Source organism: Paenibacillus sp. FSL W8-0186, from assembly GCF_037969765.1.
Classification (GTDB): Bacteria; Bacillota; Bacilli; order Paenibacillales; family Paenibacillaceae; genus Fontibacillus; species Fontibacillus woosongensis.
Genome location: NZ_CP150207.1, coordinates 1,467,062 through 1,483,279, shown reverse-complemented (window position 1 = coordinate 1,483,279; position 16,218 = coordinate 1,467,062). Strand labels below are relative to the sequence as shown.

12 protein-coding genes are annotated in these 16,218 nt (G+C 53.9%); 4 read left to right on the top strand and 8 right to left on the bottom strand.

From position 1 onward, the window contains the following. Nucleotides 1-138: 138 nt before the first annotated feature. The 7 genes from MKX50_RS06370 to MKX50_RS06340 all read right to left on the bottom strand — a co-directional run bounded on the left by MKX50_RS06370 (nucleotide 139) and on the right by MKX50_RS06340 (nucleotide 9,913). The gene (locus MKX50_RS06370) at nucleotides 139-2,160 is read right to left on the bottom strand and encodes a histidine kinase (RefSeq protein ID WP_339158815.1); all 2,022 of its coding nucleotides are present in this window, start codon (nucleotides 2,158-2,160) and stop codon (nucleotides 139-141) included. Continuing rightward, the gene (locus MKX50_RS06365; protein ID WP_339158813.1) at nucleotides 2,157-3,770 is read right to left on the bottom strand and encodes a response regulator transcription factor; all 1,614 of its coding nucleotides are present in this window, start codon (nucleotides 3,768-3,770) and stop codon (nucleotides 2,157-2,159) included. Before MKX50_RS06365 ends, MKX50_RS06370 begins: the two co-directional genes overlap by 4 nt. Before the next feature lie 140 nt (nucleotides 3,771-3,910). After that, the gene (locus MKX50_RS06360) at nucleotides 3,911-5,110 is read right to left on the bottom strand and encodes an ABC transporter substrate-binding protein (protein WP_339158812.1); all 1,200 of its coding nucleotides are present in this window, start codon (nucleotides 5,108-5,110) and stop codon (nucleotides 3,911-3,913) included. 139 nt (nucleotides 5,111-5,249) lie between these two features. Beyond that, nucleotides 5,250-6,212, bottom strand: coding sequence for a galactofuranose ABC transporter, permease protein YjfF (yjfF, locus tag MKX50_RS06355; protein WP_339158811.1), 963 nt, complete (start codon nucleotides 6,210-6,212; stop codon nucleotides 5,250-5,252). Beyond that, on the bottom strand, nucleotides 6,205-7,242 hold the full coding sequence (locus MKX50_RS06350; RefSeq protein WP_213592603.1) for an ABC transporter permease: 1,038 nt from the start codon (nucleotides 7,240-7,242) through the stop codon (nucleotides 6,205-6,207). The genes yjfF and MKX50_RS06350 overlap by 8 nt, the downstream gene beginning before the upstream one ends. Further along, entirely contained in the window at nucleotides 7,239-8,759 is a 1,521-nt protein-coding gene (locus tag MKX50_RS06345) for a sugar ABC transporter ATP-binding protein (protein WP_213592605.1), read from the bottom strand. The genes MKX50_RS06350 and MKX50_RS06345 overlap by 4 nt, the downstream gene beginning before the upstream one ends. Before the next feature lie 89 nt (nucleotides 8,760-8,848). Beyond that, complete coding sequence (locus MKX50_RS06340) at nucleotides 8,849-9,913, bottom strand: ABC transporter substrate-binding protein (RefSeq protein ID WP_339158810.1); 1,065 nt, start codon at nucleotides 9,911-9,913, stop codon at nucleotides 8,849-8,851. Between the two features lie 247 nt (nucleotides 9,914-10,160). Between MKX50_RS06340 and MKX50_RS06335 the strand changes: the two genes are divergently transcribed. The 4 genes from MKX50_RS06335 (at nucleotide 10,161) to MKX50_RS06320 (ending at nucleotide 15,406) form a co-directional block, all read left to right on the top strand. Then, nucleotides 10,161-11,960 (top strand): sensor histidine kinase, encoded by a 1,800-nt coding sequence (locus tag MKX50_RS06335; RefSeq protein ID WP_213592609.1) that lies wholly within the window; start codon nucleotides 10,161-10,163, stop codon nucleotides 11,958-11,960. 3 nt (nucleotides 11,961-11,963) lie between these two features. Continuing rightward, nucleotides 11,964-13,748 carry a response regulator gene (locus MKX50_RS06330; protein WP_339158809.1) on the top strand — a complete coding sequence of 595 codons (1,785 nt, stop codon included), beginning with the start codon at nucleotides 11,964-11,966 and terminating at the stop codon, nucleotides 13,746-13,748. Beyond that, the gene (locus tag MKX50_RS06325) at nucleotides 13,720-14,700 is read left to right on the top strand and encodes a substrate-binding domain-containing protein (RefSeq protein WP_339158808.1); all 981 of its coding nucleotides are present in this window, start codon (nucleotides 13,720-13,722) and stop codon (nucleotides 14,698-14,700) included. The genes MKX50_RS06330 and MKX50_RS06325 overlap by 29 nt, the downstream gene beginning before the upstream one ends. Before the next feature lie 67 nt (nucleotides 14,701-14,767). After that, nucleotides 14,768-15,406: an NAD(P)H-binding protein gene (locus MKX50_RS06320; RefSeq protein ID WP_339158807.1), complete on the top strand. Its 639-nt coding sequence runs from the start codon at nucleotides 14,768-14,770 to the stop codon at nucleotides 15,404-15,406. Between the two features lie 140 nt (nucleotides 15,407-15,546). On the opposite strand, the gene MKX50_RS06315 is transcribed toward MKX50_RS06320, so the two are convergent. Continuing rightward, nucleotides 15,547-16,104 (bottom strand): glutathione peroxidase, encoded by a 558-nt coding sequence (locus MKX50_RS06315; protein ID WP_213592618.1) that lies wholly within the window; start codon nucleotides 16,102-16,104, stop codon nucleotides 15,547-15,549. Between the last annotated feature and the right edge of the window lie 114 nt (nucleotides 16,105-16,218).

The following is a 16,218-nucleotide window of genomic DNA, read 5'->3' as shown; positions in this document are numbered from 1 at the left end:
AATCCCCTGGAACATTCGCTTAGGGCGATTTTAGTTACATGAATTCCATTTAGAATAATAACAGCTTGGTACAGGCATTAGGATATGGCATTTTAGCATTCGATGAAGACCAAAATATAAGGCAATTTGTAATTGAATTTAATTTGCTACAATGAGCGGCAGCGTCATCCGTACGCGTGTGCCCTCGCCGAGCCTGCTTGTAATTGTCACACCGTACTCCTCGCCGTAAAGCAGCCGGATCCGGTCATTGACGTTGGCCACGCCAATACCTGAGAACAGTTTGCGCGAGCCTCTGAATTTTGCACCATCCTGGGCATTGCCTGCACCTGCACCGGCCCGAGCACCGCCTGCCTCTGTACCAGCCTGGGCGCTGGCTGCACCTGCACCAGTCCGAGCACTGCCAGCATCTACACCAGCCTGGGCACTGCCTGCCTCTACACTAGCCCAAGCACTGCCTGCACCTGCACCAGCCCGAGCACTACCTGCCACTACCTCAACCGCCCCTGCATCAGCAGCCTCGTAAGCCGGCCGCCCGGCTCTGCCCGCCGTCCCGTGCTCGAGCTCAAACGCCGCCATATCCATGCCATCGCCGTTGTCGGCCACCTCGCAGACCAATTTGGGTCCCTCTTTTGCTACCAGCACATGGATCACGCCTTCCCCCTTCACATTGAAGGCATGGAAAAAGGCATTTTCCATAAACGGCTGGATCATCAGCTTCGGCACCTGGTAATGTGCGCAATCCGGCGCAACGTAATAGTTCACCCGAATCCGCTCCCCATAGCGGATATGGTTAATGAATACATAGGCTCTCAGATTCGCCAGCTCCTGCTCCACGGTAATCGTCTCGCTGACGTTGCTGATCGTATTTTGCAGCAGCGAAATAAGCGCATGGATCGTCTCCACCGCCTTGTCCTTGCTGTTCTGCTGAACGAGAAATTTGACCGAAGCTAACGTATTGTACAGAAAATGAGGGTTGATCTGCTGCTGCAAAGCGGCAAGCTCCGCCTTCCGCTGCCCCTTTTGTGTCTCCACGAGCTTGTCGACATATTCATGGATCTCGTCGAGCATATAGTTATAGGCCCGACCCAGCTCGCGTATTTCGTAGCCGCCCGAGACGTTGACATAGTTATGGAAATTCCGCCGGGTCACCTTCGACATTTGGCGGGCCAGCAGGGTGAGTGAGCGAGTCATTTTGCGGGAGATCAGAAAAACCACGACCAGGGCGACCAGCACGATCGCCAGACAAATGAGGACGACGCTTCGCGTATTGACCATTTGGCCGAGCACCATCTGCTGGTCGATCATGTTGACGAGGTAGAAGTCATAGGAAGGCAAGTACTGGGCCAGCATGAGCTGGTCTTTGCCCATGAGCTGCACTTTTTTGACATCTAGTCCCTGATCTTCGATCTCCTCAGCATAAGACAGCAGCGCGAAGTTTCTTCGCCCGGTCAGATCCGGCAGATTGCTCGTCATCACCGTCCCGCTCTTGTCCATAATGACGACATCGTTTCCTTCGCTTGTAAAGCTGGTATAGAAGGGTTTGAAGTCATTCTCGTCAATGACGATATAGAGCATCCCGTATTCCTGGCCCGTCGTCCGTTCCAGCAGTACCTTTGTCGCCACGATGAACTGCCGCCCAGATGCGTCGCGGTACATTTGATACATCAGCTTGTCGGGATGCGCCTTTGCCTTGGCCGTGAGTTCGCTCTGCTGCAGTTCAAGAGCCGATGGCTTGGCCAAATTGACGTTGCCCGAATAGCTTCGCCCGTTCTTCCCAACGATCGCCACCCCGACGGAATAGGCATCCACCATGGACTGTACCCGTTTCATCTGCTGGGTCATGTTGTAATAGGAATTCATCACACGAATGGATTGCGGCGCTTCGGCCTCCGTCAGAAAGGTCTTGAGCGTCCCGCTCTGCTGCGCTTGATTCGCCGCCAGCACAATCGAGTAGTGGAACGCCTCGAAATTGTTATGAATCTGATCAATGACTTTGGAATTCGTAATGCTGAACGTTTCCAGGAACAGCTGCTCCGTCATACGCAAATTTGTCCATACGACGGACACCGTAATCGTCACAATGCAAATGACCATAACGACGAACAGCTTAATAAATAATCCATGAAATTTCAGCCGCTCAAACCGTGCCCTCATCATCATTCCTTCACCACTCGTTCGGCATATTGTCTCCGGTATTGGGTCGGGGATAGCCCTGTGCTCTTCTTGAACACTTTGCAAAAATAACTGTGATCGCCATATCCCACCCTGCTGCTGATTTCCGAGATCGGGATATCCCGCTTGCGGAGCAAATCGGCCGCCTTGTCGATCCTCACCCGATTGAGGTGCTCCTTGAAGCCTTCATGATGATGTGCCGCAAAGAAGCTGGATAAATAAGACGGGTTAAAATGGAAATGCCTCGCCATCTCCGTTAGGCTGATCGGCTCCGCATAATGCTTATCGATGTAATCAAGCAGCAGCTTCATACTGGGGTTGCCCTCCTGCAGAGCTTGCTGGGCGGCCTGTACGCAATCCTTCGTCTGCCGGCGGAACTCCTCGAGCAGCGAAGTAATGCCGCTAACATGCTGCGCCTCGTCAATGGCTTTGAAGTAGGCATATTTGGCTTCGTCCAGCGCCCTAACATCCAGATTCAGGCTGCCAAGCATATGTATGACGTTAAATAGAATATTTCCGATCAATGACTTAAATTCGAACACCTCCGCCGTATAGGCTTTGGTATGCCAAGCAATATAACGCTCCAGTCCGTCGAACCCTTCATCCAATTGCAGTCTGCGAATCTGCTCCATGAAGGCCTGAAGCGGAAATTCCTTCACCTCTTGCGGCTCCGGCAGCTCGCCTGGCATCAGCACAGCATCCAGCGGCAGGAAGAAGCGATACTGCAGCAGCTTTAGCCAAACGTCCCTGTAAATCCCGCCGAGCTGATCCAATCGGGGAAAGGGATCGCTGAGCACCCATAACAGCTCCCCTTCCTCTGTCAGGGAAGCAGGGCACAGCATCTTCAGTTTGGACGGCAGCGCCTCCCGCCCTTCTGCATCAACATTCAACACATATACGGAAAGCCCGGGATGCCCGGCAATCGGACCGCATGGCAGCTTTGCCGCAGCCATTCGCGGAAATAGCGCTTTCAATTCTTCCAGAAAGGATGAATTCCCGCTGCTCCCCAGTACATAGAAATAAGGGTAAGGGAACCATTCCTCCACCTGTTCGCGATCCAGTTCTGTTTCATATCCTGCAAGCAGCTTCTCCAGCGTTTGCTGCATGGAAACCGATGCGGGATCTGCGTTCTGACGCACGGCTCCGCTTGGAGCAGGCAGCTTCGCCGCTGTATTGCGCAGCACCTCAAGCAGCATTCCCGTCTCCAAGTGCGGCTTCAGAATATAATCGGATACCCCGCTCTGGAAGGTCGAGCGCACATAGTCGAATTCGCTGAAGCTGCTCAGCACAATAACTTCGATCTCCGGCCAGTTGTGCTTGATGAGCCGGGTCAGTTCCTCACCGTCCATGACCGGCATCACGATATCTGTCAGAACGATATGCGGGCGCAGCGTCTCAATCAGCTCCAGCGCTTCCCTGCCGTTCGATGCCTCGCCGACGATCTGAAAGCCGTCCTGCTCCCAGTTCAGTATATGCTTGATGCCCTGCCGGACCAGTATTTCATCATCCACAACGAGAATTCTGTACAGTTCGCGATTCCCCATCTCTACTCTCTCCTTCAAGCAACGTCCAACGATGTGCTCCTGCTTCCTATACATGCGTTTACTCCTATTCCCGCCATTGCCTTCTATTCGTGCTCAGGCTCCCCTGTTCGTTCTCTTGCATCGTTTTTGCGCCCTCGCTTTCACCCGCTATCTCGCTTGCTTTCTTACTTGCTCTCATGCCTCAACCTTGCTAGCTAATACTTGCGGCTGCTGATCTCCCGCTCCGCCGTCACTTCCGTAAACACACTCTCCGGGGTAACGATCCGCTTGGGCAGGGTACGGCCTTCCATGATTTCATTCACCGCCTGCATCAGATTTGGTCCGAGCAGCGGGTTGCATTCGACCACACAGTTGATTTTGCCCTTGATCAGCTGCTCCAGCGCCTTGCGCGTGCCATCCACGGACACGATAACGATATCCTTGCCTGGCTGCAGGCCATATTCCTCCATCGCCTCGATGGCTCCAAGGGCCATATCATCATTATGCGAAAATAAAACGTCGATATCGCCGCCCAGTCGATGGAGCAGCGAACGCATCTTGTCCTTACCCTGCTCGTGGGTGAAATCAGCATATTCACTTCCTAGAAATACAAACTTATCGGTACCCGTAATTGTATCATGGAATCCCCTGCCCCTGTCGATCGAGGGCGTCGAGCCCTCTGTTCCCTTCAGCTCCACGATCCCTATTGGACCGGTGGAGGCGGCCATTTTGTCCAGCACGTACTTCCCGGCCTTTTGCCCTTCCTCATAAAAATCCGACCCGATCAATGTCACGTATTGCGAGGCGTCGGCTGTGTCCACCGTCCGGTCAACGATGATAACTGGAATGCCCGCTTCCTGGATTTCGCCCAGAATGCCCTCCCAGCCAGATTGGACGACCGGAGCGATCGCGATCACATCAACCTTCTGCTGGATGAAGCTGCGGATCGCCTCAAACTGCTTGCGCTGCGACTGCTCGGCATTGTCGAAGATCAGCGTGATGCCCGCTTCTTTCGCCGCCTCCTTTACAGACTGGCTGTTGGCGTTGCGCCAGTCGCTCTCCGAGCCAAGCTGCGAGAAGCCAAGCACGATCGGGCGGGATGGCATGTCGGTGCCTCCAGACTGACCCTCTCTATGAGACGGCATGATTCCGTCGGACGAAAGTCTTCCGTCTAATGACAGGCCTTCTTCAGGCACGGCGCCGCCTCTTGGAATAGCCCCGTCCTCTGGCATCATGCCTCCTGCAGACCTTCCGGCTTCGCCTATCCTATTCTCATGCCTATGCGAACCAGCCGTATCCTCATTCCCCATGCGAACCGTACTGCAGCCGGTAGGCAGTGTCACCACGCAGACCGCCAAGATGAGCTTCAGCAGCCACAAGAAGAGAGGCTTCGAATCCTTGTGATACCCTTTCACCGCTCAGTCCCCCTTATCGCCTTTAAATCTCCTTATTTTGCAAGTCTAACATGTTTTTCGTCCATTTACAGGCAAAAGAGGATATCCAAGGACAAGATGCATTCCCCTTGAATATCCTTCAAATTGACAGCCTCGCCCCTCAGCTTCGCTCTGCCAGACGCCGCTCCCCTAGCAGTTTTTGCAGCAGAATGAACAGCAGCAGAAGCACGCCGATGACGATTCTGGTCCACCACGAGCTCAGTGTTCCTTCAAAACTGATGATCGTCTGAATGACACCCTGAATCATCACGCCAAAAAAAGTGCCAACGACAAAACCTACGCCTCCCGTGAGCAGCGTGCCGCCAATGACAACCGCCGCGATGACGTCGAGCTCCATGCCGCTCGCATGCAGGCCGTATCCGGAGAGCATATAGAAGGTGAACACGACGCCGGCGAGTGAAGAGCACAAGCCGCTGAAGCCGTACACCATGATTTTCGTCCGGGCTACCGGCAGACCCATCAGCAGAGCTGATTGCTCGTTGCCGCCGACGGCATACGTATTGCGGCCGAACCTCGTGTAGTGGGCCATGTAAATGCCAAGCGCGACGACCAGCAATGCGATAATGACGCTGATTGAAACGAAGGTATTCCCCGGCAGCCTGATTTTCGTCTGCGCCATCGTGGTGTAGAAGGCATTATCGATTGTAATCGTATTAATGCTGATCACATAGCACAGCCCTCTAGCCAAAAACATTCCCGCCAGCGTGGCGATGAACGGCTGGATGTTGAAATAATGGATCATCGCCCCCAGCGTGGTTCCGAACAGGATGCCGAGCGACAGCACGAGCGGGATAACTATATACGGCGGCCAGCCCTGCTGCAGAAGACTCGCCGAAATCATCGTCGTCAGCGCAATCATCGAGCCGACGGACAGGTCGATCCCCCCTGACACGATAACAAAGGTCATGCCGACAGCAGCAATCAGCAGGAACGAATTGTCGATAAGCAAATTCATCAGCACCTGGAGGGAGAAAAATCCGGTATACCTGAACGATCCGGCAGCAAAGAGCAGGACAAACAGGCCAACCGTCACAAACAGCGGAACATATTGGCGCTTAAGCATGGGGGTTCACCTCCCGGTTCGCCGGATAATTGCCGGCTTTGCCGCGCCCTCCGCGTCCGCGGAACAGCCTCCGGAATTTATCCGATTGGACCAGGCAGACGGCAAGGACGACGACCGCTTTGACGACAAGCGTAATTTCCGGCGGAACGCCCACCATATAAATCGTGGTTGTCAGGGTCTGGATAATCAGCGCGCCAATCAGCGTCCCCGTTAGATAGAACCGGCCGCCGTTCAGCGAAGTCCCGCCGATGACGACGGCCAGGATCGCATCCAGCTCATACCACAGTCCAGCATTATTCCCGTCGGCGCTGGATACATTTGAGCTTAGAATAAGCCCGGCCATTCCCGCGCACAGGCCGCAGAACATATAGACGGCAAGCATGACCGTCCTTGAGCGGATTCCCGCCAGACGGCTCGCCGTCGGCTTGCAGCCGACCGATTCGATGAACAGGCCCAGCGCCGTTTTCCGCGTCAGCAGTGAAGCGGCCGCAAACATGACGGCCACGATAAAGATCGAAAAGGGCAGGGTAAACAATGAACCAGCACCGATATATTGATATTTCGGACTGAGCACGGTGATGATTTGCCCGTTCGTGATCAGTTGGGCGATCCCCCGGCCGGCGACCATCAGAATGAGCGTCGCAATGATCGGCTGAATGCCGAAGCCTGCCACAAGCAAGCCGTTCCACAGCCCGAGCAGCGCAGATAATAGAAGAGCAGCCAGGACGGCAATCAGTACCGTTATAAGTGCGTTCTGGTCGACGCTGCGGCTGATGCTGAGACAGGCCATGGCTCCGGTAATGGCCACGACCGATCCGACCGACAGGTCAATGCCGCTTGTCGCAATCACTAGTGTCATTCCTATGGCTACCAGGATCAGCGGCGAGCCGAAGTTGAGAATATCGATAAGGCTGCCGTACAGATGGCCGTCCCTCATTTTGATGGAGAAGAAATCCGGCGAATAAATGAGATTAAATAGCAGCAAACCGGCTAACACGCATATCGGCCAAAACAAACGATGCTTGATCATCTCGGCTCCCCCCCTGCAATCGCCTGCATGACTTGCGACTGTCTTGCTGCTCCGCCTTGCACTTCCTGCACCTTGCGGCGATCCCGCATAATGGCTACGCGGTCGCTCACCCGCAGCACTTCCTCCAGCTCGGAGGAAATGAACAGGACGGACATTCCCTTCTCCGCCAAAGTGACAACGAGCTTCTGGATTTCCGCTTTGGCCCCGACGTCGATACCTCTTGTTGGTTCATCTAAAATCAACAGGCCAGGCTCAGTGAGCAGCCAGCGCGCCAGCAGCACCTTCTGCTGATTGCCCCCGCTTAAGTGGCGGATAAGCTGCTCGGGTGCGGGCGGACTGATGTTCAATAGGCGGATATATTCTTCGGCGATTTCATCCTGGCGCTTGCGGGGGATCGTGCGGAACCAGCCCTTCGTCGCCTGAAGGGCAAGGATGATATTCTCCCTCACAGTGAGATCGTCGATAATGCCCTCCGCCTTTCGATTCTCCGAGCAAAAAGCGATCCCCAGGTCTATGGCATGCCGCGGGCTGGAGATCATTCCGCTAAAACCGCCTAGCCGGACATGACCCTCATCGGCGCGATCCGCACCGAACAGCAGCCTGGCGAGCTCCGTGCGCCCCGAGCCGAGCAGTCCTGCAATGCCTACAATCTCGCCTTTATGAATGCGAATATCAAACGGTTCAATCGAACCCCGCTTGCCAAGGCGGCTCGCCTCCAGCATGATCTCGGCGCATCGCTCCGCCCCCTCTCCCGGCTGCTTAGGCAGCTGTTCGAGCAGCGAAAGCTCCTTGCCGATCATTTTCGCTACCAGCTCTATGCGGGGAAGATCCTGCGCCATGTATTCCCCAACAAATTCTCCATTACGGAGAATGGTTATTCGATCTGAAATTTCATACACCTGGTCCAGAAAATGCGTTACGAACAAAATCGCCAACCCTTCGCTTTTCAATTTGCGCATGATCTTGAACAGCTGGGCAACCTCGCTTTGATCAAGGCTCGAGGTCGGCTCATCCAGAATAAGCACCTGGGCCGAGACGCTTAAGGCCCGGGCGATCGCGATTAATTGCTGAACCGCTACCGAGTAGGACTGAAGTGTTCGCGTGACATCAATATGCAAATGCAATCTGTCCTGCAGGAGCTGCTCCGCATTCCGGTTCATTTCCTTCCAGCGGATACGCCCCAGGCTGCGAGGCTCATTGCCGATATAAATGTTCTCGGCAACCGACAGATTAGGACACAGATTTACTTCCTGATACACCGTGCTGATGCCGGCGTGCTGAGCCTCCTGCGGGTTGTGAACAGCAATCGTCCGGCCGTTCATTTCAACGCTGCCTGCATCGATCGTGTATACACCCGTGAGCACCTTGATCAGCGTCGACTTGCCTGCGCCATTCTCGCCCATGAGCGCATGAACTTCCCCCGGGAATAGCCGGAAGCTGACGCCGGACAATGCCTTGACGCCGGGGAACTGCTTATGGATGCCAGTCATTCGTAAAATAGGGTTATTCTCTGTCATTTGCACAGTCCTCTCCCTTCCATAGTAAGCAGCTCCGGACGCTTGGCCAGGCCAATTGTCCGGAGCCCCATTTTTCCTTGCCATCCCCGTCAGTACTGGCGGTTCGGCAGCTCCCGCTTCGCATCCTCCGAGGTGAACACACCTTCTACCGTAACGATCCGTTTAGCCACATCCTTGCCGTCTACCACGTCGCGTACCGCATCCATCAATTGCGGGCCGAGCAGCGGATTGCACTCGACGATAAAGTTGATTTTGCCTTCGCTCGCTGCGACGAATCCGTCCTTGACGCCGTCAACGGTAATGATGATGATGTCCTCGCCGGGCTTCAGGCCTGCGGCCTCAATCGCCTGAATCGCGCCCAATCCCATATCATCGTTGTGTGCGTACAGCACGTCGATCTTCTTATGCGCCTTCAGGAACGCCTGCATGACTTCCTTCCCTTTAGCCCGCGTGAAATCGCCCGTCTGGGAAGCGATCACCTTCAGCTTCGGATTGAAGGCGATCTCCTCGGCAAAGCCCTTCTGCCGGTCGATGGCCGGTGCTGAACCCGTTGTACCCTGCAGCTCTACGATGTTGATCTCTTCCTCGGTATCCTTGTATTGTTCGACCAGCCATTTGCCTGCGCTGCGCCCTTCCTCCACGAAATCGGAACCGATAAATGTTTCATATAAAGACGTATCTTTGGAATCCACCGCACGGTCCGTCAGAATCACCGGGATGCCAGCATCCTTCGCTTCCTTTAATACGGTATCCCAGCCCGACTCAACGACCGGGGAGAAGGCGATCACATCCACCTTTTGCTGAATGAAGTTGCGGATCGCTTTAATCTGGTTCTCCTGCTTCTGCTGGGCATCGGAGAACTTGAGCTCGATTCCGGACTCCTTCGCCGCATCCTGGATCGATTTCGTATTGGCCGTTCTCCATCCGCTCTCCGCCCCGACCTGTGAGAAGCCCAGTGTAATTTTCCGGTCGCTGGCATTCTTCTTGTTCACCGCCGGATCTTGGCTGGACTGGCTTACCCCTGGCTGCTGGGCATCCCCGCCGCCATTGCCGCTGCCATTTCCCCCAGCGCTTCCGCCGCCGCCGCAAGCCGCGGACATCAGCAGCATCAGCGCGGCCGCAAGAATAATTCCTGATTTCCTGAATACCTTCATTGTGTATCCTCCCCTTTTGCTAATCACCAATTTGAATGGCGTGACCAGATTATAAAACGCTTCCAAAACAGGAGGATATGGAGTTTCATCGCGGCTTGATGCGATTTTTTTTGCATTATTGCGGCCAGCCCGCTTTTTGTTTGTTTTCTTGTGAAGATGGTTCAATTTTTTATTATCGATTGCGTTTTTATAGGGGATCATTCATAATTTAATTTACATTATTTATAAGGAAAGGGTCCGACTTCCGATGAAGCTGATCCACTCGTTCTCCTCCAGCCTGCGGGCGAAGCTGCTTGCTATGTTCGTACTCCTGACCGTCATACCGTTAATCGCCATCGGACTGATCTCTTACCAGAAGTCGTATAATACGGTGTACGAGAACAGTAAGGCTGGCGCCGTGTTAATTGCTGAGCAGCTGGCTCAGGATTTGGAGATGCTGTTTACGGATACGGGCAAGCTGCTGGAGCTAGGCAAGCATCCGCGGGTGCTGCACTTCCTCTTCTCTCAGAACGACACCTATGAAGATGCCAAAGAAGTGCTTAAATTGATGGATTCATATCGGCAAACCTACAAATATGAAAGCGTTCTCAATATCTCGATGATCAATTTGTACGGCCGGGGAATCAGCGAGCGTCGCGGTGTCTTCCAGCTGGATAAAAATCCGCTGCGCAATCCCCACTTTACTTTTTTGCTGCATCATCCGGATACCGTGCTCTATGTTCCGCCGCCGGATGCCAATCCGCTGGACCGGCTGGACGGCTTCGCCGAGCCGCATGCCATTTCCATCATGGCTGCCGTGAAGCAGCGAATCACGCACGAAGTCATCGGCTTCATTGTGATCGATCTGGACGATGCCGTCGTCAAGCAGTTTTGCGACAATGTCACCATCGGCGAGACGGGATTCTTCTACGTCATTGATCAGAACGGGAGGCCGATCTTTACGCCCGCGCGTTCAAGTCGGGAAATCCAGCTCCCCGCGCAGGACAATTTAACGAGCTTAGCGGCCGGCTCCATGACGAGCTACGTAGATACATCTCGGGGCAGCCCTAAATTTATCTTTACCTCGGCTTCCAAGGCCACCGGCTGGAAAATCATCGGGCAAGTGCCGCTCCAGGAGATCGTGTCCGAGGCGAATTCTATCCGGCAGTTGATCATCATTAGCGTCATCTTAAGCATCGTGTTTGCGGTGTCGCTTCATTTTTTCATCTCATCCAGACTCACTAGACCTCTCCAATTGTTGAAAAATAAAATGCGGCTGGCTGCTTCCGGCTTCCTGGAATCGAAAGTCGCTCCTACAGGCAATGACGAAATCGCCGATCTCGGCCAAAGCTTCAATATTATGCTAAGCAAAATCAAGACACTGCTCGAGCAGAATATCCGGGAGCAGGAAGAAATGAAAAAGGCCGAGCTCCGGGCGCTGCAGGCGCAAATCAATCCGCATTTTCTGTATAACACGCTGGATTCGATTCTTTGGATGGCCGAGGCCGGCAAGACCGATAAAGTGATTCGCCTGGTCGAGTCACTCTCCCGTTTGTTCCGGATCAGTCTGAGCAAAGGAAAGGACTGGATCAGCCTGGAGAAGGAAATCGAGCATGTGCACAGTTACTTGATTATTCAACAAATGCGTTATCGCGATATTCTCGAATACGAGATCGCGGCAGAGCCGCATCTTCTCAGCGCTCCGACCTTGAAAATGCTGCTTCAGCCTATCGTGGAAAATGCGCTTTACCACGGAATCAAGAACAAGCGGGGCAAGGGCCTTATTCAGATTAGCGCCCGTGCCGCAGACGGCGGGGAGATGGAGCTCCGAGTTCAGGATAACGGCTGTGGAATGAACGCGTACAAGCTTGGACAGCTGCGCGCCAATTTGGCGAATCAACGGCTTCCGGCAGAAACCGGCGAGGAGGTCTCCGGCGGCTTCGGACTGCATAACGTGCAGCAGCGAATCCGGCTGTATTACGGACAGCAGTACGGCGTTCAGGTCGACAGCATTGAAGGCGAAGGTACGACCGTAACGATGCGAATTCCGATGAGGGGACGTGATTAAGCAATGAAGAAGGTATTTCTAGTCGATGACGAAATTCTGATCCGGGAGACGATCCGGGACTGCGTCCATTGGGAGCAGGAAGGCTTCCTCTACTGCGGCGATGCCTCGGACGGCGAGGTCGCGCTGCCGCTGATCGAGGAGCTTCATCCGGACATTCTGATCACCGACATTAAGATGCCTTTCATGAACGGCTTGGAGCTGTGCACTCTCGTCCGCCAGCGTATGCCGGATATCAAAATCATCATTTTGAGCGGACACGGCGAATTCGAGTACGCCCGGAGCGCCCTCAGCATCGGGATCGAAGAATACTGCCTGAAGCCGATCAGCTCTGCGGATTTGACCAGCCTGCTGCGGAGTGTCAGCCGAAAGATCGATAAGGAACGCAGCGAGCAGGCGCAGCTTGAACGTCTCCGGCGGAACGAGAGCATGGGCAGGGTGCAATCCCGGGCAAAGTTGCTGGACGATCTATGCAGCGGCTTCCTCACGACACCGGAGGCGCTGCATGCCGCGTCCCAGCTCGAGGTGCCCCTGGTCGCCCGTTATTATGCGGTCGTGGTGATGGATCTGCGCGAAGCCGATGACCCGGCAGGCGCACACGTGCCGGAACAACAGGCCACCGGTGAATTGACCAGTACCAAGAGCCGTGCAATTGAAGGCCATGAGACGGGAGCCAAGGAGGAGACGCCGGAGGGACTGTTCCTTGATGCTAGGCTCCTGCTCGGGCAGGCTGCAGAGCTAAGCACGGTGAATAGACAGCTAATGCAGCAAATCAGTGCCTGGGAGGAGGACACAGCTCTCCCCTTCCGCCAGAGCCGGACAAAGACCGGCTGGATTGTCAAAGGCGATACGGTCGATACCCTGAACGAGCGGATCGAGCCGTTCCGAAGGCTGCAAGAGAACGCGGCCGAACATGCCCGCAGCAGTGTCATGGCGGTCGGTATCGGCTCGATTCAGGATCGGCTGCAGGGCGTTCATCTGTCTTGTCTGGAAGCGGAGGAGGATATGCACTGGCAGCGGCTGTCCCGGCAGAACCGCCGAAATTTATGGGAGGCCACCCGCAGTACCTTACACAGAAACATTTTTCTGGACCGGCAGGCCTTCATCGGATTTCTAAAGGTCGGCTCTCCCCCGGAAACGCCAGGCTTCATCAGGGATTTTGCAGCGGTGCTGCAGCCTATTGACTGGAACACCTCATTGATCGGTTACTACATTCTCAACGACATCACACTGGAAGTCATTCGCACGGCGGAGGAGCTGTACCGCCAGCCCGAGTCTCCTGACAGCTTCCTTCGGCCGTTTCAGAGCGACATTGAGTCAATCCGAGACTGGGAGGATGCGTGCGCTTATCTGACCCGGCTGGCAGAACAGTTCTGGCTCTGGCGCACCCGCTCCTCCGACCGCTACGCCCACCTGCTCGTCCAGGTCAAGGCGTACATTCAAGCCAACTATGACAAGGACCATATTTCTCTACAGGATGCGGCTGATTACGTGAATGTAAGCCCGAGCCATCTCAGTAAAATATTCAGCCAGGAAACGGGACAGACGTTCATCGAATTCCTGACCCAGACCCGGATTCGCAAAGCGATGGAGCTGCTGCACTCCACACAGGCCAAAACGTATGAAATCGCCTTTCAGGTGGGTTATAGCGATCCGCATTATTTTTCTAATCTATTTAAGCGAACTACCGGGATGACCACGACGCAATTCCGCAGGAAGGGAACGCTCCCTGCAGCGTTGCACCGGGCAGAAGGAGCAGCAGATGAGAGCAGCCAGACAATTTCTTTATAGCCAGGTCCTGCCAGTCGCAATAATGCTGTTTAGCTGCTTGGTCTTTGCAGGCTGCCAATCTGCCGCGACCACGGAATCCAAATCACAGTCCATCAAAGTTGCTGCTGCGAGCGAAGATGAAGGGCCAAGCTATACCTTCGGCATCATATATCCGGTTGCCCATCTGTTTTATGAGGAGATTACCCGTTTAGCGGAGGAGGCGGCAGCTCCTCATTCCATACGGCTTATCGTGAAAGCGCCGGAAAGCTTCAGTGCCGACCAGCAGATCCATATGATGGAGACAATGATCCAGCAGCAGGTTGATGCCATCGCCATTGCTCCAATCGATGCGGCCGCCCTTGCTCCGGTCATCGACAGGGCGGTTGAGGCCGGAATTCCAGTCATTTGCTTCGAGTCGGACTCGCCGGGAAGCCGGCGGCTCTCTTTGATCGGTACGGATAACGTCAAGGCCGGGGAGCAAATGGGCCAAGTCATCCGGCAGCTGCACAACAACAAAGGTATGCTTCTCATTGAATCCGGCGTGCAGAGCATGAAAGTGAATCAGGAGCGTCTCGAAGGCTTGCTCCGGTATTTGCAGGATCATACGAATATTCAAGTGCTTGAAATCCGCTATCATGGTGGAAACAGTGACAAATCCTTATCCGATTTGGAACAAATGATCGACGATCACCCGCATTTCGATTCGTTAGTGTCGATAGATCCAATCTCCAGTTCAGCATCCGTGCTCGTCTGGAAGGCCAAAGGCTTGAACCGGTTTGCACTCTCTTTCAACATGACCCCGGAAATGAAGGAAGCGATCCGCAACGGACAGATCACCTCCGTCATTTCTCATCACGAACAGGATTGGGGACGCCTGCTCATTGAGCATCTGCTGCGGGCAGCCCAGGGCGAGCATGTTCCTCCTTTCGTTGACACCGGAATCCAAGTGGTACAGGGCCTGTCATCGGAATGATACATGGCTGTATTAGAATTGTAATTGAATGGATTGATGAATGAGAAACGTGAATAGGGGCGTATTTATGACAAATAACCACAAAATAGCCATTATCGGCGGGACAGGAAAAGTAGGACGCCATATCGCCGCAGCTGCGCTGCGGAAGGGTTATCAGGTGCGCATGCTCGTCAGAAGTCCGCGGAAGCTGGATGGCCAAGACGGCAGAATCGAAATTCTGCAGGGAACTGCGGAGAATAAGGACCATATACGGCAGCTGCTTCAGGATTGTCACATTGTGGTGAACGTTTTTGGTCAGCCGCCGGGAGAAATCCCGCAATATAGCTCCGTAACCGGCATGGTTCTCGAAGTGATGAACGAGCTCGAAATCAGCCGATATATCGGTGTAACCGGAGGCTCCCTTACTTTGGAAGGGGACCGGAAACGATTCATGAACAAAATCGGTGCGCTGCTGTTCAGAATCTTTTTCCCAGCGATGATCAAAGACAAGCAGAAGGAAGCGGCCATCATCCAACAATACTGCAATATCGAATGGACGCTGATCCGGCTGCCGTTCGTCGTCGAGGGTTCAGAAAGCGGCGGCATCAAAGAAAATCTCACCGATATGCCCGGCCTCAAAATTTCCAATCAGGACATCGCGAGCTTTATCGTCCGCCAAGCGGCAGAGGCCAAGTATATTCACAAAACCCCTTTTATTGCTACATAGAGATTGCAATTGAAGAAATTAAAGTCCCCGTCTCATTCATGAGATAGGGACTTCAAGTTCGGCTTTATGTCCGGCTTCGACTTCACTTCGAATTGGATTGGGAATCGGAATCGGATTTGGATTGGGAATCGGATTTGGCATTAAGCCAATTGCAACAATTCCTGGATGCTCGATTGGACAACATCGATAGAGTCCGTCGGCTCAAAACGGCGCACCACCCGGCCCTGCTGATCGATCAAGAATTTGGTAAAGTTCCATTTGATCGCATCGCCTACCAGCCATTCCGGCGCTTTTTCAGACACCATCAGCTTCAGCAGCTTCGCGTTGATATCACTCTCATCGAAGCCTTGGAACGGGGCCGCCTTCTTCAAATAATCGAACAAAGGATGCGCCTCCTCCCCATTGACCTCCACCTTCGCAAAAATCGGAAATTTCACGCCATAATTGACCTGGCAGAAGGACTCCGCTTCTTCATTCGTACCTGGCTCCTGTTCCCCAAACTGATTGCATGGAAAACCGATGATCTCCAGCCCTTCGGCGTGAAATTGCTCGTAAACCTTCTGCACATCGTCAAACTGGGGCGTAAATTTGCATTTGCTAGCCGTATTCATGATCAGGACCGGCCGGCCCTCGAGTTTATACAATGGGAACCGCTCTCCGTTCGTCTTAAGCACGTTGAAGTCATAGATTGTTGGCATGGATTTCTGTCACCTCATGATTGTATGTATTGATTTTCAACATATAATAGATTTGCAAGAAATGCAATAAAACTGCGATCCATAACCACTGTTTCACATTGCCAGCTGCTGTTT

Bases quoted from the DNA above. Each gene is read 5' to 3' on its own strand.
- MKX50_RS06370 (WP_339158815.1), bottom strand. From the start codon at position 2,160: ATGATGATGAGGGCACGGTTTGAGCGGCTGAAATTTCATGGATTATTT.
- MKX50_RS06365 (WP_339158813.1), bottom strand. From the start codon at position 3,770: ATGTATAGGAAGCAGGAGCACATCGTTGGACGTTGCTTGAAGGAGAGA.
- yjfF (WP_339158811.1), bottom strand. From the start codon at position 6,212: ATGCTTAAGCGCCAATATGTTCCGCTGTTTGTGACGGTTGGCCTGTTT.
- MKX50_RS06350 (WP_213592603.1), bottom strand. From the start codon at position 7,242: ATGATCAAGCATCGTTTGTTTTGGCCGATATGCGTGTTAGCCGGTTTG.
- MKX50_RS06345 (WP_213592605.1), bottom strand. From the start codon at position 8,759: ATGACAGAGAATAACCCTATTTTACGAATGACTGGCATCCATAAGCAG.
- MKX50_RS06340 (WP_339158810.1), bottom strand. From the start codon at position 9,913: ATGAAGGTATTCAGGAAATCAGGAATTATTCTTGCGGCCGCGCTGATG.
- MKX50_RS06335 (WP_213592609.1), top strand. From the start codon at position 10,161: ATGAAGCTGATCCACTCGTTCTCCTCCAGCCTGCGGGCGAAGCTGCTT.
- MKX50_RS06330 (WP_339158809.1), top strand. From the start codon at position 11,964: ATGAAGAAGGTATTTCTAGTCGATGACGAAATTCTGATCCGGGAGACG.
- MKX50_RS06325 (WP_339158808.1), top strand. From the start codon at position 13,720: ATGAGAGCAGCCAGACAATTTCTTTATAGCCAGGTCCTGCCAGTCGCA.
- MKX50_RS06320 (WP_339158807.1), top strand. From the start codon at position 14,768: ATGACAAATAACCACAAAATAGCCATTATCGGCGGGACAGGAAAAGTA.
- MKX50_RS06315 (WP_213592618.1), bottom strand. From the start codon at position 16,104: ATGCCAACAATCTATGACTTCAACGTGCTTAAGACGAACGGAGAGCGG.